At 63.9% G+C, this 18260-nt stretch carries 18 protein-coding genes; 11 read left to right on the top strand and 7 right to left on the bottom strand.

Annotated elements, in window-relative coordinates:
* Positions 1-36: 36 nt before the first annotated feature.
* Entirely contained in the window at positions 37-960 is a 924-nt protein-coding gene (locus tag RUGAMON1_RS08490; RefSeq protein WP_445230095.1) for a peptidylprolyl isomerase, read from the bottom strand.
* A gap of 137 nt (positions 961-1097) precedes the next feature.
* Here RUGAMON1_RS08490 and RUGAMON1_RS08485 point away from each other — a divergent pair, with 137 nt between their 5' ends.
* Together RUGAMON1_RS08485 and RUGAMON1_RS08480 are read left to right on the top strand one after the other, a co-directional pair.
* Positions 1098-1742 carry a VTT domain-containing protein gene (locus tag RUGAMON1_RS08485; protein WP_445230094.1) on the top strand — a complete coding sequence of 215 codons (645 nt, stop codon included), beginning with the start codon at positions 1098-1100 and terminating at the stop codon, positions 1740-1742.
* 104 nt (positions 1743-1846) lie between these two features.
* Positions 1847-2884, top strand: a complete 1038-nt coding sequence (locus tag RUGAMON1_RS08480) for a carbonic anhydrase (protein ID WP_445230093.1) — start codon at positions 1847-1849, stop codon at positions 2882-2884.
* On the opposite strand, the gene RUGAMON1_RS08475 is transcribed toward RUGAMON1_RS08480, so the two are convergent.
* The 3 genes from RUGAMON1_RS08475 to tsaE are packed head-to-tail and all read right to left on the bottom strand — an operon-like array spanning position 2881 to position 5652.
* Positions 2881-3723, bottom strand: a complete 843-nt coding sequence (locus RUGAMON1_RS08475) for a D-hexose-6-phosphate mutarotase (RefSeq protein ID WP_445230092.1) — start codon at positions 3721-3723, stop codon at positions 2881-2883. The genes RUGAMON1_RS08480 and RUGAMON1_RS08475 overlap by 4 nt on opposite strands.
* Positions 3724-3739: 16 nt before the next feature.
* Positions 3740-5203 carry an N-acetylmuramoyl-L-alanine amidase gene (locus RUGAMON1_RS08470; protein WP_445230091.1) on the bottom strand — a complete coding sequence of 488 codons (1464 nt, stop codon included), beginning with the start codon at positions 5201-5203 and terminating at the stop codon, positions 3740-3742.
* On the bottom strand, positions 5167-5652 hold the full coding sequence (gene tsaE, locus RUGAMON1_RS08465) for a tRNA (adenosine(37)-N6)-threonylcarbamoyltransferase complex ATPase subunit type 1 TsaE (protein ID WP_116991545.1): 486 nt from the start codon (positions 5650-5652) through the stop codon (positions 5167-5169). The genes RUGAMON1_RS08470 and tsaE overlap by 37 nt, the downstream gene beginning before the upstream one ends.
* Positions 5653-5709: 57 nt before the next feature.
* On the opposite strand from tsaE, the gene queG reads away from it, so the two are divergent.
* From queG to RUGAMON1_RS08450, 3 genes are read left to right on the top strand one after another with little or no spacing between them, the layout of a single operon-like run.
* Positions 5710-6810 carry a tRNA epoxyqueuosine(34) reductase QueG gene (queG, locus tag RUGAMON1_RS08460; RefSeq protein WP_445230090.1) on the top strand — a complete coding sequence of 367 codons (1101 nt, stop codon included), beginning with the start codon at positions 5710-5712 and terminating at the stop codon, positions 6808-6810.
* 42 nt (positions 6811-6852) lie between these two features.
* Entirely contained in the window at positions 6853-8610 is a 1758-nt protein-coding gene (locus RUGAMON1_RS08455; RefSeq protein ID WP_445230089.1) for a DUF885 domain-containing protein, read from the top strand.
* Positions 8611-8632: 22 nt separating this feature from the next.
* Positions 8633-9109 carry a DUF4188 domain-containing protein gene (locus RUGAMON1_RS08450; protein ID WP_445230088.1) on the top strand — a complete coding sequence of 159 codons (477 nt, stop codon included), beginning with the start codon at positions 8633-8635 and terminating at the stop codon, positions 9107-9109.
* Between the two features lie 84 nt (positions 9110-9193).
* On the opposite strand, the gene nhaD is transcribed toward RUGAMON1_RS08450, so the two are convergent.
* From nhaD to RUGAMON1_RS08435, 3 genes are read right to left on the bottom strand one after another with little or no spacing between them, the layout of a single operon-like run.
* On the bottom strand, positions 9194-10477 hold the full coding sequence (nhaD, locus tag RUGAMON1_RS08445; RefSeq protein ID WP_445230087.1) for a sodium:proton antiporter NhaD: 1284 nt from the start codon (positions 10475-10477) through the stop codon (positions 9194-9196).
* An 18-nt stretch (positions 10478-10495) separates the two neighbouring features.
* Positions 10496-11083, bottom strand: a complete 588-nt coding sequence (locus RUGAMON1_RS08440) for a response regulator transcription factor (protein WP_445230086.1) — start codon at positions 11081-11083, stop codon at positions 10496-10498.
* Positions 11084-11086: 3 nt separating this feature from the next.
* The gene (locus RUGAMON1_RS08435; protein WP_445230085.1) at positions 11087-13111 is read right to left on the bottom strand and encodes a two-component system sensor histidine kinase NtrB; all 2025 of its coding nucleotides are present in this window, start codon (positions 13109-13111) and stop codon (positions 11087-11089) included.
* Between the two features lie 129 nt (positions 13112-13240).
* Here RUGAMON1_RS08435 and RUGAMON1_RS08430 point away from each other — a divergent pair, with 129 nt between their 5' ends.
* The 6 genes from RUGAMON1_RS08430 (at position 13241) to RUGAMON1_RS08405 (ending at position 18228) form a co-directional block, all read left to right on the top strand.
* Positions 13241-14227 (top strand): TRAP transporter substrate-binding protein, encoded by a 987-nt coding sequence (locus RUGAMON1_RS08430; protein WP_445230084.1) that lies wholly within the window; start codon positions 13241-13243, stop codon positions 14225-14227.
* Between the two features lie 61 nt (positions 14228-14288).
* On the top strand, positions 14289-14861 hold the full coding sequence (locus RUGAMON1_RS08425; RefSeq protein WP_445230083.1) for a TRAP transporter small permease: 573 nt from the start codon (positions 14289-14291) through the stop codon (positions 14859-14861).
* Entirely contained in the window at positions 14858-16138 is a 1281-nt protein-coding gene (locus RUGAMON1_RS08420) for a TRAP transporter large permease (RefSeq protein WP_445230082.1), read from the top strand. The genes RUGAMON1_RS08425 and RUGAMON1_RS08420 overlap by 4 nt, the downstream gene beginning before the upstream one ends.
* 433 nt (positions 16139-16571) lie before the next feature.
* A complete protein-coding gene (locus RUGAMON1_RS08415; RefSeq protein ID WP_445230081.1) occupies positions 16572-17093 on the top strand; it encodes a methylated-DNA--[protein]-cysteine S-methyltransferase in 522 nt (173 codons plus the stop codon).
* A complete protein-coding gene (xerD, locus tag RUGAMON1_RS08410; protein ID WP_445230080.1) occupies positions 17069-17974 on the top strand; it encodes a site-specific tyrosine recombinase XerD in 906 nt (301 codons plus the stop codon). Before RUGAMON1_RS08415 ends, xerD begins: the two co-directional genes overlap by 25 nt.
* 71 nt (positions 17975-18045) lie before the next feature.
* On the top strand, positions 18046-18228 hold the full coding sequence (locus tag RUGAMON1_RS08405) for a hypothetical protein (RefSeq protein ID WP_217941052.1): 183 nt from the start codon (positions 18046-18048) through the stop codon (positions 18226-18228).
* The last annotated feature ends 32 nt before the right edge of the window (positions 18229-18260 follow it).

The raw sequence follows: 18260 nt of genomic DNA, 5'->3' as shown, positions 1-18260 counted from the left end.
CTGACCCCGACGGGGTCAGACCCCTTGCTTGTGGGTTTAGTCCTTTGGATGCTCGCGCACGGGAATCGGCGCATTGCACAGTTCAACGTAGTGCGGCGTGAATTTGTTCCACGGGCCGCCACGGTTGCGCGCCGCGTCGACCACGTCCTTGTAAATAGGCGCCTCGCTGCGCATCACCTCCAGGTGGCTGCGCTCCGCCTCCGGCACGTCGGCCTCCAGCCGCACCGATTTGATCGGCATGCGGGTTTCGCCGGCGCCGTAGAAGCCCATCGCCTCGCTGCCGCGCGGCAGTCCGGTCAACAGCGGCATGCCCGATACCACCCGGCCCACCACCGTGATATTGCGGTCCAGGTGGCGCGGCGCGTTGCCGGTGACGGCATACAGCTCGGCCCCGCTGCCGCTGTCGGTGTCGTTGTCGCGGCCCACGCCGACCATGCCGTAGCAGTGCGCCAGCCAGGTGGTCTTGGCCTTGGGATCGCGGCCTACCGGGAAGCCGTTCGAATGGCCGACCTGCGGCGCGTAGCCGTCCGCGTCCTGCTGGCGCACGAAGTGCTTGTCGTTCGCCATCGGCACCGTGAACTCGCCAGGCACCTTGGCCTTGGCCGATCCCAGCGACTTGGGCTTGGTCTCGGCGTTCGGATCGCCCCATTGCGCCACATAGTTATCCTGCGAGCGCAGCATGGCCAGGCCGTCGAAATACCCTTCCTTGACCAGCGTCTTGATGTTGGCGATGCCCTGCGGCGCGAAATCCGGCGCCAGCTCGATCACCACGCGGCCACTGGGCAGCTCCATGTACAAGGTGTTGTTGGGGTCCAGCGGACGCCAGTCGGACGGCTTGGACAGCTTGACGATGTCGCCGGCGCTGGGCCGCACCGGCAGGTCGGCGGCGTGCGCCAGGGAAGCCAGGCTGATCGCCAGGGCGGAGAGGGGAAGGGCGCGGAACGGGTGGGTCAGGGACATCCATTATCTCCTTGGTTGGTCGCGCCTGCTTGTTGCGGACGCTCGGGAGATTGTAAACTGGATATCACCGGTCCGGAAACTTCCGCGACCGGAGCAAGGGTGGTGTATGATTCCGGCGCAGACTTTATGGGAAGAATATGGATTTTATGCAATTTTTTGACATGATCCTTCATGTCGACAAAACACTGGAAGTGCTGATTCAGCAATACGGAACCTTGGTCTACGCCGTGCTATTCGCGATCATCTTTTGCGAAACCGGTCTGGTGGTGCTGTTCTTCTTCCCAGGCGATACGCTGCTGTTCATTGCCGGCGCCCTGTGCGCGCTGGGCGAAATGAATCTGTTCCTGCTGATGCTGCTGCTGATTACGGCGGCCGTCACCGGCAACACGCTCAATTACTGGATAGGCGAGGCCATCGGGCAGCGCGTGTTCACCCACGATTACCGCTGGCTCAACAAGGATGCGCTGCGCCGCACCCACGATTTCTTTGAAAAACATGGCGGCAAGACCATCGTGCTGGCGCGTTTCGTGCCGGTGGTGCGCACCTTCGCCCCGTTCGTGGCTGGCGTGTCGGACATGACCCATGCCCGCTTCCAGATGTACAACATCACCGGCGCCGTGCTGTGGGTGACGCTGCTGACCACCGCCGGCTACTTCTTCGGCAATATCGCCATCGTGCGCGAACACCTGACCGAGATCGTGCTGTTCGGCGTCGGCGTGGCCGTGGTGCCGATGGCGCTGGGCGGCATGTGGAAGCTGTCGCGCCGCATGCTGGGCCGCTGAGCGTGCTGTTCTGCAAATAAAGTCCTGCGGAAAGGCCCAGTCCGCTCAAGTTTTGCCCAAATGCATCCGTATACCAGTGTGAATTCTCTTCTTTCTGGATACACATGCGACCTCTTCTCACCCTGATTGCCTGCTGCTGCGTTCTCGCGACCGCCAGCGCAGCAAACGATCCGCTGATTTCGCCTTCGACGAAATCGGCGGTGGGTGGCGCTACCGGGGGTATCGCGTCCATCCGTCCCAACAGTCCTGGTTCTTCCAGCGCTTCCGCCTCCGGCGGTTCTTCCGGCACATCGTCCCCTACCCGCAAGATGTCCGAGCGCGAGCGCGAGGCCGAGGCGGAATCCGACCTGTCGGCCAAGATCGCGGCGCGCCTGGCCATCATGCGCGCCAACCAGCAGGCCCGCGCCGCCGCCGCAGCCAAGGCCAAGAAGGTCGCCGCCGCCGCGCCGGTGGCGCCCAGGGTGTACAGCAATGTCTGGTCGTACGAGGGCGAGAACGGCCCGGCCAACTGGGGCAAGATCAATCCGGAGTGGGCCAAGTGCGGCACCGGCAACCGCCAGTCGCCGATCGATATCCGCGACGGCATGAAGGTCGAGCTGGAACAGATCGCCTTCGACTACCATCCCTCCTCGTTCAACGTGACCGACAACGGCCATACGGTGCAGGTCATGCTCGGCGGCGGCAATTTCATCACGGTGAACAACCGCATGTATGAACTGATCCAGTTCCACTTCCACCGGCCGTCGGAGGAGCGCATCAACGGCAAGGGTTACGAGATGGTGATGCACCTGGTGCACAAGGACGGAGAGGGCAAGCTGGCCGTGCTGGCGCTGCTGCTCGAGCGCGGCAAGCCGCAGCCGGTGATCCAGACGGTGTGGAACAACCTGCCGCTGGAGAAGCTGGAAACGCTGGCGCCATCGACCGTGCTCGATCCGATGGACCTGCTGCCGGCGCGCCGCGACTACTTCACGTTTATGGGTTCGCTGACCACGCCGCCGTGTTCCGAGGGCGTGTTGTGGCTGGTGATGAAGGAGCCGGTGCAGGCCTCGCCGGCGCAGATGGCGCTGTTCAGCCGCCTCTATCCATTGAATGCGCGGCCCATCCAGCCGGGTTCCGGCCGCATCGTCAAAGAGTCGAATTAATCCGCAGTGATGCGATGGTTGCCGGTCCACGTGGCGCCGGCGGCCAGCTGCTGCTGGTCGATGCGCGCCGGCTCGATGCAGACGAAGCGCAGGTACTCGTCGTCCGCCAGGTCCACCAGCGCCCTGGCGTCGTCCTGGCCCGGATTCCACACCACCCAGTTGTCGTAGCCTTGCTGCTCCAGGCGCAGCGTGGCGTTGGCCGTGTTCAGCGTCAGCGTCGGCGTGGACTGGTACAGGCGGTCCAGCTTCGCGGTGAAGTGCAGCGCCGGATGCTCCTGCGTCAGCGTTTCCTGGTGATGGTCGGTGCAGCGCATGTGCTGCAGGCCGCTGATGCTGGTCGCCGCCAGCTGGCCGACGTCGTAATAGGTGTGCAGCGCGACGCCGAACGGGAACTCCTGCGCGCCGCTGTTATGCACGGTGAACTGCGCGTCGAGCGACTCGCCGTGCAGGGTGAAGCGCAGCGTCAGTTCGAAGGCGTGCGGCCAGGCTTGCGCGTGGTCCGGCGCCAGGTCGTTTTGATTGAGGCTGAATTCGAGGAAGGACTGGCCGCCGTCGCCGCCGCTGCCGGTCAGGCGCCAGGTGCTGACGCGGGCGAAGCCGTGGCGCAGGCCGGGGCCGCGCACATTAAACTGAGGGAAGATCACCGGCACGCCGCCGCGTATGGCCTTGCTGCCGTCCAGCGGCGTCTGCGAGCTGACGAACAGCCGCTCCTTGCCGTCGCCGGTCTTCCATGACAGCAGGTGGGCGCCGAACAGCGACACCGTCGCCTGGCTGCCGTCGGCCGCCGTGATTTGTACTGCCGGCAGTGCGCCGTATTCCGTGTTCGTTATGACAGCCATGTCTCGTCCGTTTTAATCAGGTCAGCCGGTTCTTTGCCAGCGGTGGGTTCTTCGCGAAATAACGCCGTATGCCCTTGACGATGGCATCGGCCAATTGGTTCTGGTAGCCGTCGTCGAGCAGCTTGGCCTCTTCTTCCGGGTTGGAGATGAAGGCGGTCTCGATCAGGATCGACGGAATGTCCGGCGCCTTCAGCACCGCGAAGCCGGCCTGCTCGACCGAGCCTTTGTGCAGGCGGTTGATGCCGCCGATCTCGCCCAGCACCGACTTGCCCAGTCGGAGCGAATCGTTGATCTGCGCGGTGGTCGACAGGTCCAGCAGCACGCTGGCCAGCTGGCGGTCCTGGGTCTTGACGTTGACGCCGCCGATGGTGTCGGCCAGGTTTTCCTTGTCCGCCAGCCAGCGCGCCGCCGACGAGCTGGCGCCTTTTTCCGACAGCACGAACACCGACGAGCCGCGCGCGGTCGGCTGCACGAAGGCGTCCGCGTGGATCGAGACAAACAAATCGGCCTGCACCTTGCGTGCCTTGTCGACGCGGGTGCCGAGCGGCACGAAGTAGTCGCCGTCGCGCGTGAGCATCACGCGCATATTGGGGAACTCCTCGATCTTGTCCTTCAGGCGCTTGGCGATGGCCAGCACGATGTCCTTCTCGCGGCTACCGTTCTTGCCCGACGCGCCGGGGTCTTCGCCGCCGTGGCCGGGGTCCAGCACCACGGTCAGCATGCGTATCAGCTTGCCGTTCTTGTCCGTTCTTTCGCTGGCGCGGGTCTGCGCTTCGGCGGTTTTCAGCTCGTTCTTCAGTTCCGCGCGCGGCTCGGCCTTGGTGTTGGGCTTGAGCGCCTCCAGCTGCGCCTGCGGCGTGGCGGCGATGGCATCGGCTTCGGAGGTTTTTAGCGGCGGCATGTCGCCCTTGGGCGCGCTGCCGGCGGCGGCCGCGCTGGACGGCGGCGCTTTGCCGTCGGTCGACCAGTCGCCTTTTTCGATCATCGCGGCGATCGGGTCGACCGGCTTGACCGGGTACAGGTCGAAGATCAGGCGGTGCTTGTAGTTGCCGGCCGGGGCCAGCGTGAACACTTGCGGGGTGATTTCTTCCTTCAGGTCGAACACCAGGCGCACCACGTTGGGCCGGTTCTGGCCCACGCGTACCTGCTTGATGTACGGGTCGTTGGACTGGATCTTGGCGACCAGGCTTTTGAGCGTGGGGTTCAGCTCCAGGCCTTCGATGTCGACCACCATGCGTTCCGGGTCCTTGACGATGAAGTGCGTGGCCTTGAGCGCGGCGTCGTTTTCCAGCGTGACGCGGGTATAGTCCTCCGCCGGCCAGACCCGCACCGCCAGGATCTGCGCGGCGTAGGCCCGGATCGGCGCCACCACGGAAAGCAGCAGCGTGGCGCCGGCCTTGAGCACGGTGCGGCGCGAAACAGGCGGGTTTTTCACCCCCTTGTTTACATGTTCGGGGCGAATTTGAGGCGTTGAAGGCATGAGTTACCCAGTGCGGTGGACGCCTGCAATTCTACATCACGGCCGTTGCCGGCCACAGTCAGAAACAGGTTGATATCGGCGGCAGGCAGCACGCGGTCGGCCTTTTCGGGCCATTCGACGATGCAGATGTTGTCGCCGTTGAAGTCTTCACGGAAGCCGGCGTCGAGGAATTCCTCCGGGCTGCCCATGCGGTACAGGTCGAAATGGATCACGCTGACGCTGCGACCGTCGAGCTCGATTGCATACGGTTCGGACAAGGTGTAGGTCGGGCTTTTGACCGTGCCCACATGGCCGGCGGCGTGCAGCAGGGAGCGGGTGAGGGCGGTTTTGCCGGCCCCCAGGTCGCCGTGCAGGTAGATCACCAGGCCGGGCGCCAGGGCGCGCGCCAGGGCCGTGCCCAGGGCGGCGGTGCCGGCTTCGTCATGGAGATGGGCTTGGAAGTGCTGCATCAATTAGAATGTCGTGTTGGTTGGATCGCCAGCCATTGTAACCGCCACCTGCTACCGATGTCCCTGCCAGTCACCAATTTAGCCGAACTTGCCCTCAGCATCAAGCGCTGGGGTGTGGAGCTGGGCTTCGCCGAAATCCGCATCACCGACATCGACCTCAGTCACGCCGAGGCGGGCCTGCAGGCGTGGCTGGACGCCGGCATGCACGGTGAAATGGACTATATGGCCACCCACGGCATGATGCGCGCCCGTCCGGCGGAGCTGGTGCCGGGCACCATCCGCGTGGTCAGCGCCCGCATGAACTATCTGCCGAGGGACACGGAAACCGGCGGCGACAAGGACTGGCGTGAGCGCGAGGCCCGGCGTTTGGCCGATCCCGGCGCCGCCGTGGTCTCGGTCTATGCGCGGGGCAGGGACTACCACAAGGTGCTGCGCGCGCGCCTGCAGCAGCTGGCCGACAAGGTCAAGGCGGAGATCGGCGAGTTCGGCTACCGCGTCTTCACCGACTCGGCGCCGGTGATGGAGCTGCCGCTGGCGGAGAAGGCCGGCCTGGGATGGCGCGGCAAGCATACCTTGCTGCTGTCGCGCACCGCCGGCTCGATGTTCTTCATGGGCGAATTCCTGGTCGACCTGCCGCTGCCGGTCGACGAACCGACCGGCCGCCATTGCGGCCAGTGCTCGGCGTGCATCGACATCTGCCCGACCCAGGCCATCCTCGGGCCGGGCAAGCTCGATGCGCGGCGCTGCGTGTCCTACCTGACGATCGAACTGAAAAGCGCGATTCCGCTGGAGATGCGGCCGCTGATCGGCAACCGCGTCTACGGCTGCGACGATTGCCAGACCGCCTGCCCATGGAACAAGTTCGCGCAGCGCGCGGTGCTGCCGGACTTCGACGAGCGTCACGGCCTGGGCAGCGCCTCGATGGTGGAGTTGTTCGCCTGGACCGAGGAAGAATTCAACCGCAAGATGGAAGGCAGTCCGATACGCCGCATCGGCCACGAACGCTGGCTGCGCAACATCGCGGTCGGCCTGGGCAACGCGGCGGCGGCCGGCGCCAAGGGCGATGCGGCCATCGTCGCGGCGCTGACGGCGCGCCGCGAGCACCCGTCGGAACTGGTGCGCGAGCACGTCGAATGGGCGCTGGCCTGCCACGCTTGAACTGCGCTACACTCGTGCGGTTCTTCCACAAGGCCCACGTCCATGCATACTTCAACCAGATTCATTTCGCTGCTTGCCGGCGCATCCTTCACGCTGGCCGCGCATGGCGCCAGTTTCGACGACTGGGCCGACAAGGTCGCCAACGCCAAGGTGCGCAACGACCCTGAACAGGCCACGCAGAAGCAGTACTTCAGCGGCAAGGAGCAGGATCGCCTGGACCGTAAGCTGACGCCGAACTCCATCGTCTACCGCGCCGGCGAAGTGGCCGCCGCCAAGACCGCGCTGGCGCAGCTGGCCAGGATCGACCAGCAGACGCTGACGCCGCAGCAGCGCGCCAGCGCCGCCAGCATCGCCTGGAATTTGCGCGGCGCCGTGGATGCCTGGCCTTACGCGGACTACAACTTCGTGTTCAACCAGTTCGGCGGCCTGCATGTGCAGCTGGTGAATTTCCTGACGCAGGCGCACCCGATCCGCAACCAGCGCGACGTGGAAAACTACCTGGTGCGCTTGAAGGCGGTGGCTGGCAAGATGGACACCGGCATCGTACAGGCGCGCGGCGCCGCCAGCCACGGCATCCTGATGCCGACCTTTTTGACGCAGTCCTCGATCGGGCAGCTGGACCGCTTCCTTGGCGACGCGCCGGAGAATAACGTCTTCGTCGCCACGTTGAAGCAGCGCATGGGCGGCTTGAAGGATATGTCGCCGGAACAGCAGGCCAGGTTTGCGGCGGCGGCTGAAACCATCGTCAGGCAATCGATTATCCCGGTGTTCCAGCGCGCCCGCGCGATGCTGCAGGAGCAGCTGCCGCGCACCACCAACGACGCCGGCCTGTGGCGCCTGCCCAATGGCGACAAGGCCTACGCGCTGCTGCTCAGGCAGATGACCTCCACCGACTACACGCCGGAGCAGATCCACAACATCGGCTTGCAGGAAGTGGCGCGCATCGAGAAGGAGATGGATGGCTTGCTGGCGTCGCTGGGCTACAGCGCTGGCACGATCAAGGAGCGCATGGCGCAACTGGAGAAGGACTCGCAGCCGAAGGATGCCGATCCGCGTCCGGCGCTGCTGGCGCGCTATGACGGCGTGCTGCGCGACGCCGAGGCGCGCGCCAAGGAGCTGTTCGACGTCACGCCGAAAGCGCCGGTGGTGGTCAAGCGCGAGCCGTCCTTCACCGAGAAGACGGCGGCGGCCCACTACACGGGGCCGGCCAAGGACGGCACGCGGCCGGGCATTTTCTGGGCGCCGATGCCGGGGCCGGAATTCCGCATCGTCGGCATGCGCACGCTGGTGTATCACGAGGGGGTGCCGGGCCACCACTTCCAGGTCGCGCTGCAGCAGGAGAACGACAAGCTGCCGCGCTACCGGCGCGATCGCGTGTTCGCGGTCGGCTCGGCGTATGGCGAGGGCTGGGCTTTATATGCCGAGCAGCTGGCGGCGGAAAACAACTGGTACGACGGCGACGTGGTCGGCCACCTGGGCCAGCTGGACGCGGAACTGTTCCGCGCGCGCCGGCTGGTGGTGGACACCGGGCTGCACGCGATGAGGTGGACGCGCCAGCAGGGCATAGACTACGGCATCCCTGCGGCGGAAGTGGAGCGCTACGTCGCCATGCCGGGCCAGGCCTGCGCCTACAAGATCGGCATGATGCGCATTCTCGACCTGCGCGCCAAGGCGCGGAAAGCGCTGGGTGACAAGTTCTCGATCAAGGCCTTCCACAACGTGGTGCTGGAGACCGGCAACGTGCCGCTGCCGGTGCTGGAGCAGGTGGTGGACGAGTGGATCGCGGCGCAGGGTGTTTAATTCTTTTGCGTAGGAATTCCAGATGATTCGTACCGAACGGCTAACTGCTCAATTGGATGGCGACTTTGTGGTCTTCCTGATAGGCATGCGCATCAATAAGTTATGGAAAATTCACAAGTGGCTTCCGGTAATGGCTGCTATGCCTCGGATGTTGCGCGAACTTGTGAATACGCCCGACTCGGGCCTGCTGTCCTATGAAATGTGGTTCGGCCGTACGGTCATCCTGGTGCAATATTGGCGCTCGTCCGAGCAATTGCTTGCCTATGCGTCGAACAAGGATGCGGAGCATCTTCCGGCGTGGCGGAAATTTAACCAATCTGTCGGAACCAGCGGTGATGTCGGCATCTGGCATGAAACCTACAAGATTTCGCCGGGTTCATCCGAGAATGTGTATGTGAATATGCCGCCTTTCGGACTGGGTAAGGTTGCGACTTTGCATCCCGCAACCGGCAAGAGGTCCAGCGCCAGGGAGCGTTTTCAAAGCGACGCACCGTCCTGAAAATGGCACTTTGCCGGAACTGACCCCAAAGCTCGCTGCAAAGCTCGGGAACTGACCCCAAAGCTACGGAATCAAGCGGGCTACTCAGTGCAGCAGGCGGTATTGCAGCACGTAGGCTGCGGCGCCGGCGAAGTAGCCCAGCAAGGCCAGTCCGCTGATCTTGCGGACATACCAGATGAAATGAATCTTCTCCAGGCTCATCGCGGCCACGCCGGCGGCCGAGCCGATGATCAGGATCGAGCCGCCGGTGCCGGCGCAATAGGCGATGAAGTGCCACAGGAAATCGTCGAGCGGGTACTGCGCCAGGTCGTACATGCCCATCGAGGCGGCCACCAGCGGCACGTTGTCGACCACGGCGCTCAGCAGGCCGAGTGCGATCACGATCAGGTCCTGGCGGCCGATCGTGTGCTCCAGCCATTCGGCCAGCGCCGTCAGGATATGCGTGTGCTCCAGCGTGGCCACGGCCAGCAGGATGCCGATGAAGAAGATGATCGCGCTCAGGTCGATGCGCTGCAGTGCGCTGGTCAACGACAGTGCTTCCCGGTCCTCGACCTGCTTGTCCCGATGTAGCAGCTCGCCCACCAGCCACAGCAGGCCCAGGCCGAACAGCATGCCCATGAACGGCGGCAGGTGCGTGGCGGTCTTGAAGACGGGCACCGCCACCAGAATGCCCATGCCCAGGCAGAACATCAGCGTGCGTTCGAAGCCGCTGCCCGCGTGGACGGCCTGCTTGCCGCCGCGTTGAGGGGCGTCGATGCCGCGGCCCCTGAGCGCATAGGCGGAGATCGCCAACGGCAGCAGCAGATTGACCAGCGACGGCAGGAATACAGCTTCGATGATGCCGGTGCTGGAGATCTGGCCGCCTATCCACAACATCGTCGTCGTGACGTCGCCGATCGGCGACCAGGCGCCGCCGGCGTTGGCCGCCAGCACGATGATGCCGGCGAAGTGGAGCCGGTCTTCCGCCCGATCGAGCAGTTTCCTGGCCAGCGAAATCATGACGATGGTGGTGGTCAGGTTGTCCAGCACGGCGCTGAGGAAGAAGGTCGCCAGGCCAACCAACCACATCAGTGATGACAGCCTGGAGGTGCCGATGCGCGAGGTGATGACGTCGAAGCCGTGGTGGGAATCGACCACTTCGACGATGGTCATGGCGCCCATCAGGAAGAAGACAATCTGGGCGGTCGCGGCGACGGTGGTGTCGAGTTTTCCGCCCACCAGCTGCGGGTCGTCCATGCCCAGCGCATAGATGCACCACATCAGGCCGGCGCCGACCAGCGCCGAGGCGGACTTGTTGATGCCGAGCGGATGTTCGAGCGCGATGGCGGCATAGGTGATGACGAAGACGACTACCAGTGATATGAGCATATGGTTTCTACTTCGGTCCTACTTCAGCAGGCCGGCCAGTTCGACCGCGGTTTTGACCTGCATCTTGTCGAAGATGTGGGCGCGGTGGACTTCGACGGTGCGCATGCTGATGCCCAGCTGGTCGGCCACCACCTTGTTCATCTTCCCGGCCAGGATCAGGTCCAGCACCTCGCGCTCGCGCGCCGACAGCGTGGCCAGGCGCGCGTGCACCGCCGCCATCGCGCCGGCCTGGCGCGAGTTGGCCAGCGCTTCCTGCACGCGGTCCATCAGCTGGTTGTCGTTGAAGGGCTTCTCGAAGAAGTCGAAGGCGCCGCGCTTGAGCGCATCGACCGCCATCGGCACGTCGCCATGGCCGGTCAGGAAGATCACCGGCATGCGCTGCACCAGGCCGCGCGCGGACAGCTGGTCGAACGCCGCCACGCCGTTCATGTCCGGCATGCGCACGTCGAGCAGCACGCAGTCGCCGTCGGCGTCGAACTGGCCGGCCTCGGTGTGCGCCAGCAGCTGCGGCGCCGATTCGTAGGCGCGCGAGGGGATGCCGCGCGAAGTGGCGAGCCAGGTCAGGGAGTCGCGTACGACCGCTTCATCATCGACGATATGCAGCATGCTTCAAGTCTCCTGTTCTGCCGCCGCCAGCACCGCCGGCAGCGTGAAGGTAAATATGGTTCCGCCCTGCGGGTTGGCGCTGTGGGTCAACGCGCCGCCGTGGAATTCTATCGCGGTGCGGCAGATGTTGAGGCCCATGCCCATGCCTTCCGCCTTGGTCGAGAAGAACGGCGAGAACAAACGCTGCGCCACTTCCTCCGGTATGCCGTGGCCCTGGTCGATCACCGCCACGCTGACCTGCGCGTTGGCCGCATCGTACGCCGCCACCACGTTGAGCATGCGCCGCTGCGGCGGGATGTGGGCCATCGCTTCGATGGCGTTGCGGGTCAGGTTGAGCAGCACCTGTTCGATCATCACGCGGTCGGCGCGCACCGGCGGCAGGTCGGCGGGGACGCTGGCGTTGAAGGAGACGTAGGCCTGGCGCGCCTGCAGCTCGATCAGCGCGCGGATGCCTTCGAGCAGCGAGGCGATGCCGATCTCCTGCCGCTGCGGCTCGCTCTTCTTGACGAATTCGTGCACGCTGCGGATGATCTGGCCGGCCCGCTGCGCCTGCGCGCTGGCCTGTTCCAGCGCCGGCTTGAGCATGCTGCCATCGACCGCCGCGCCGCTGCTGTCGGCGCGCGCCAGCACGTTGAGGGCGCCGGTGGTGTAGCTGGAGATGGCGGCCAGCGGCTGGTTCAGCTCATGCGCCAGCATCGAGGAGATTTCGCCCATGGTCGCCAGGCGCGCGCTCGCCTGCAGCTTCTCGTGCTGCTGGCGGTTCAGTTCCTCGATGCGCTTGCGGTCCGAGATGTCGAGGATGGAGCCCATCCAGCCGGTCTGCTTGCCGTCCTTGTCCACCAGCGGCGCCTCGAAGATCAGCACCGGCACGCGCTCGCCGTCGGGGCGCTGGAAGATGGTCTCGAACTGTGGCGTGATCTTGCCCGCCAGGACCGAGGCGAAGCGGGTTTGGTATTCCGCCATCTCCTCCGGCGCCCAGTAGGGCATCGGCGGCAGCATGCCGACCAGTTCCTCGGCCGGATAGCCGACGATGTGGCAGAAGGCCGGGTTGACGTAGGTGATGCGGCCTTCGAGGTCGCGCGCGCGCAGGCCGGTGACCAGCGAATTTTCCATCGCGGTGCGGAACGACATCTGCTGGCGCAGCGCGCCTTCGGCCTCCAGCCGGCGCGAGATGTGGCCCCACAAGGCCAGCAAGCTCCATAACAATCCCAGCGACAGCACGATCACCGAGCCGACCAGCAGGTTGGGCAGCAGCTGCGGCTCGCTCTTGACGCTGTCCGTCACCAGCGTGACCGTGGCGCCGGGCAGGTCCAGCGCGCGCTTGTGGGTATAGACGCCGTGGCCGGGACCCGCGGCGGCGCGGCGCGCCAGCACCTTGTCGTCGCGGTCGATCAGCGATACCTGGTTGTCCTGCGCGAACCACCAAGGCACCATTTCCTCCAGCAGCGCGCTGGCCTGGTAGGTGGCCACCAGGTCGCCGATGTAGTCGTCGCCGCGGAACAGCGGCACGTGATAGTCCATCAGCACGGCGGAGGGGGCGGCCGACAGGTTGGGGGTCTGCGCTTCCGGCTGGGTGTACAGCGCATGGCGGGTCTTGCGGGCAAGCTCCATGGTGGCCCTGGAGGCTTCCGACAGTTCCACCGGCGCCGCCTGCGGATCGCTGCTGGCGGCCAGGCTGCCGTCCGGCCGCAGCCAGATCACGCGCAGCAGTTCGTGGCCGTTCTTCAGCAGGCGCGCCAGGCGTTCGTGGGTCTGGCCCTGCGGCAGGCGGCCGGCGCTGATCTCCACGCCCAGCCCGCGCAGGCTTTCCTCGTCGCGCGCCAGCTGGAAGCGGATGGTTTGCTCGACCCACAACGTGTCGGCGATCAGCTGTTCCTGGCGCTCGTTGCTCTCCATCTGGCGCGCCTGCCAAGGTAGCCAGATCAATATCGCCAGGAAGAACAGCACCAGCATGATGGGCAGCAGCCAGCGCAGCGAGGAGCTGTAGTGGGCGCGGCGCGGCGGGACTCTGGCTGGTGTGGCTGTCATGGAGACTCAGGGTAAAGCCTTGGGGTGGCGGCACCATTGTGGTTATCCACAGTTGCGCCCCTTGTCACTATTGGTAAGAATCGGTCAAACTAGAACAATACTGTATTTTAAATCCCTTCTGGAGACTCCATGAAATTGAAATCCGTTCTACTGGCCATGAGCGTCGCTCTGAGCTTCAACGCCTACGCCCAGGCGCCTATCGTCATCAAATTCAGCCACGTGGTCGCCACCGATACGCCGAAAGGCCAGGCCGCCGAGCGCTTCAAGCAGCTGGCCGAGAAGGCCACCAATGGCCGCGTCAAGGTCGAAGTCTACCCAAACAGCCAGCTGTACAAGGACAAGGAAGAACTGGAAGCGCTGCAGTTGGGCGCCGTGCAGATGCTGGCGCCGTCGCTGGCCAAATTCGGCCCGCTGGGCGTGAAGGAATTCGAAGCGTTCGACCTGCCGTACGTGTTCCCGTCCAAGACGGCGCTGTACAACGTCACCGAAGGCGAAATCGGCAAGGGCCTGATGAAGAAGCTGGAACCGAAGGGCATCATCGGCCTGGCGTTCTGGGACAACGGCTTCAAGGTCATGTCGGCCAACAAGCCGCTGCATACGCCGGCCGATTTCAAGGGCCTGAAGATGCGCATCCAGTCGTCCAAGGTGCTGGACGCGCAGATGCGCGCACTGGGCGCCAACCCGCAGGTGCTGGCCTTCTCCGAGGTGTACCAGGCGCTGCAGACGGGCGTGGTCGACGGCACCGAGAATCCGCCGTCGAATATGTACACGCAGAAGATGCACGAGGTGCAGAAGCACGTGACGGTGTCCAACCACGGCTACCTGGGCTACGCGGTGATCGTCAACAAGAAGTTCTGGGACGGCCTGCCGGCCGACATCCGCACCGCGCTGGACAAGGCGATGAAGGATGCCACCACGTTTGAAAAAGCCATCGCCCAGCGCGACAACGACCTGGCGCTGGAAGCGATCAAGAAGACCGGCAAGACCGAGATCTATACGCTGAGCGTGAAAGAGCAAGCCGAATGGCGCAAGGCCCTGCTGCCGGTGCAGAAGGACATGGAAGGCCGCATCGGCAAAGACCTGATCTCCGCAATCAATAAAGAAGCAGCTAAATAAGTCTGCCGCCGGGACGGCGCAAGGCCGTCCCGTTTTTTGTCTCCTCCACTGAAGGTCCACCATGAAATTCCTCGATAAGCTCGAAGAATGGTTGATTGCGTCCCTGATGGCCGCAGCCACCATTCTGATCTTCGTCGCGGTAGTCCACCGCTACCTGTCCGGCCTGCCGATACCCGGCGTGCAGGACTACCTGATTCAACTCAACACCAGCTGGGCCCAGGAGGCCTGCATCTATATGTTCGTCTGGATGGCCAAGTTCGGCGCCGCCTACGGCGTGCGTACCGGCATCCACGTCGGCGTCGACGTCATCATCAACCGCATGAACACGCCGTGGCGCAACAAGTTCGTCATCTTCGGCCTGCTGGCCGGCGCCGTGTTCACCGGCATCGTCGGTACGCTGGGCGCCAGCTTCGTGTGGGAGATCGGCCATACCGACCAGACCTCGGCCGACCTGGAAATGCCGATGTGGATCGTCTACCTGGCGGTGCCGCTGGGGTCCTACCTGATGTGCTTCCGTTTCCTGCAGGTGCTGGTGGCCTTCTTCAAGACCGGCCAGCTGCCCAAGCACGACCACTCGCACGTCGAGGGACTGGAAGACGAATTGTCGGCTGAAGAAAAAGGAGCCCGCGCATGAACGCACTGATTATTTTCGTGCTGCTGCTGTTGCTGATGTTGACCGGCATGCCGATCTCCATCTCGCTCGGCCTGACGGTACTGACCTTCCTGTTCACCATGACCCAGGTGCCGATCGAATCGGTGGCGCTCAAGCTGTTCACCGGCATCGAGAAGTTCGAGATCATGGCCATCCCGTTCTTTATCCTGGCGGGTAACTTCCTCACCCATGGCGGGGTGGCGCGGCGCATGATCAACTTCGCCAGCTCGATGGTCGGCCACTGGCATGGCGGCCTGGCGCTGGCCGGCGTGCTGGCCTGCGCGCTGTTCGCCGCAGTGTCGGGCTCGTCGCCGGCCACCGTGGTGGCGATCGGCTCCATCATCCTGCCGGCCATGGTGCGCCAGGGTTATCCTAAGAGTTTCGGCGCCGGCGTCATCACCACCTCCGGCGCGCTGGGCATCCTGATCCCGCCGTCGATCGTGATGGTGATGTTCTCGGTCACCACCAACACCTCGGTGGGCAAGCTGTTCATGGCCGGCGTGGTGCCGGGCGTGCTGCTGGCGTTCTTCCTCGGCCTGACCACCTGGTGGCTGGCGCGCAAGCACAACTACCCGCGCATGGCCAAGGCCAGCTGGGGCGAGCGCTGGGCCACCTTCCGCAAGAGCGCCTGGGGCCTGCTGCTGATCGTCATCGTCATGGGCGGCATCTACACCGGCTCGTTCACGCCGACCGAGGCGGCCGCGATGGCGGCGGTGTACGCGTTTGTCATCGCCGTGTTCGTCTACAAGGACTTGAAGCTCAAGCAGGTGGGCAAGGTGCTGCTGGACTCGGCCGCGATGTCGGCGATGCTGCTGTACATCATCACCAACGCGGTGCTGTTCTCGTTCCTGATGACCAGCGAAAACATCCCGCAGGCGATGGCGGAATGGATCACCGGCCAGGGCCTGGGCGTGGTCAGCTTCCTGCTGGTGGTGAACATCCTGTTGCTGTTGGCGGGCAATGTGATGGAGCCGTCGTCGATCGTGCTGATCATGGCCCCCATCCTGTTCCCGGTGGCGATGAAGCTGGGCATCGATCCGGTGCACTTCGGCATCCTGATCGTGGTCAATATGGAGGTGGGCATGTGCCATCCGCCGGTCGGCCTGAATCTGTATGTGGCCTCGGGCATCACCAAGATGGGCATCACCGAACTCACTGTTGCCGTATGGCCATGGTTGTTGACGATGCTGGGCTTCTTGATATTGATCACATATGTACCACAAATTTCTTTGTGGCTTCCAAATTTAATTTACTCTTAAATTAGTGCTGCGGCCGGGTGGCAAAAAAACTGGGAAAAACGCAAAAAGATAAGTTATGATTGCGTCGCTCTCAGGGATAACTGCATATCAATATGCGACCCGGTAGCAAGAGCCCAGAATTGTAGGTGGGGAGTGTGTAGAGAAACGGTACTGAATACCGGCAAAAGATCGAGGAGACACACGTTTTACAGAATGTCGTTGTTATAGTCGCTGCAGGCCGCCACAAGCGCGCTACGGGGACAGGCAAACGACCGGGAACGTGAAGCAGGATTTGGAAACGCACCGCAAGGTGCGTTTTTTTTCGCCTGTCGAACTGCTGCCGTTGGCGGCGCGGATTTACAATGCAATGGTGTGGTTTTTTTAATGTAGTTTGAATGCAACAAAATGGTGCATTTCGACAACTTCTGCCGGCTTTTTTGGTGCATAGAGTGTGATGAAAATACAACAGCAGCATGAATTGTTTTCCGCCGTCCTGGATTTACCGCTTGGAAAACTGGGCGTGCGCACGGCAAGTGGTCTGATAACCGAACTCTGTTACCTGCCGCCCCATTTTGATGCAAAAGCGCCGCAGGACGCCATCGCCGAACTGGCGGCCGGGCAGCTGGAACAGTATTGCCAGGACGCCGATTTCATCTTCGACCTGCCGCTCAAGCGCGCCGGCACCGAGTTCCAGCACAAGGTCTGGGACGCCATCCGCTCGATCCCGCGCGGCAGCGTGCGCACCTACGGCGAGCTGGCCCGGCACATCGGCTCGGCGCCGCGCGCGGTGGGCCAGGCTTGCGGCGCCAACTGGTTCCCGGTGGTGATCCCTTGCCACCGCGTCACCTCGGCCAGCGGCCTGGGCGGTTTCGCCAACAGCGACGACCCCAATGGCTACCTGCTGGGCATCAAGCGCTGGCTGCTGGCGCATGAAGGATCGAGCGAATACGCATGGCAACAGACAACACTGCTCTGATCGACGAGTTCTGCGACAGCCTGTGGCTGGAGGACGGCCTGTCGAAGAACACGCTGGAAGCCTATCGGCGCGACATGCGCCTGTTCGCCACCTGGCTGGAGAAGAAGCGGCCGCAGGTGGCGGGGCTGGCGGCGGTGGCCGCGCACGATATCGAAGGCTATATCGCCGCCCGCCACCAGGACAGCGGCAAGGCCACCTCGTCCAACCGGCGGCTGTCGGTGCTGCGGCGTTTCTACCAGATGCTGCTGCGCCAGCGCCGCATCGCCGACGATCCGACGCTCAAACTGGTATCTGCCAAACAGCCGGCCCGCTTCGTCCACACCTTGAGCGAAATTCAAGTGGAGGCCTTGCTGGCGGCGCCCGACGTCGCCACGCCGCTGGGCCTGCGCGAGCGCACCATGCTGGAGCTGATGTACGCCAGCGGCCTGCGCGTGTCCGAGCTGGTCACGCTCAAGCTGCTGGAGCTGAGCCTGAACGACGGCGTGCTGCGCATCACCGGCAAGGGCGCCAAGACGCGGCTGGTGCCGTTCGGCCAGCAGGCGCGGGTGTGGATCGAGCGCTACGTCAAGGACGCGCGCGGCATCATCCTCAACGGCCAGGTCGACGACGCGCTGTTCGTCACCGCGCGCGGCGGGCCGATGACGCGGCAGATGTTCTGGGTCTTGATTAAAAAACATGCCTTAAAGGCCGGCATCACTGCGCCGCTGTCGCCGCACACGCTGCGCCACGCCTTCGCCACCCATCTGCTGAACCACGGCGCCGACCTGCGGGTGGTACAGTTACTGCTGGGTCATTCGGACATTTCGACGACGCAAATCTACACCCACGTCGCCCGCGAGCGCCTGAAGCATTTGCATGCGCAACATCATCCCCGCGGCTGAAAAACTTGCGCCGGCCGTAACTGCGTCATAATGTGGGCAGGTAATCGAACCGTATAAAGAAGAGGTGGCAAATGGCAAAGACAAATTTCGCGTATGAAAAGCGCCAGCGCGAGCTGGAAAAGAAGAAAAAAGCGGATGAAAAAGCCCGGCGCAAGGCCGAGCTGAAGCAGAACCCCGGGCTGGCCCAGGAAGGCGAGCTGGAAGAGATGGACGGCGACGACGCCGCCGAAGGCGACGCCGCAGCGGCAGAGTAGGGACGAAAAAAACCGGGCGTGCAGCCCGGTTT

This window comes from Duganella rhizosphaerae (assembly GCF_040364205.1).
Classification (GTDB): domain Bacteria; phylum Pseudomonadota; class Gammaproteobacteria; order Burkholderiales; family Burkholderiaceae_D; genus Rugamonas; species Rugamonas rhizosphaerae.
This window is presented reverse-complemented; position numbering and strand designations above follow the sequence as displayed.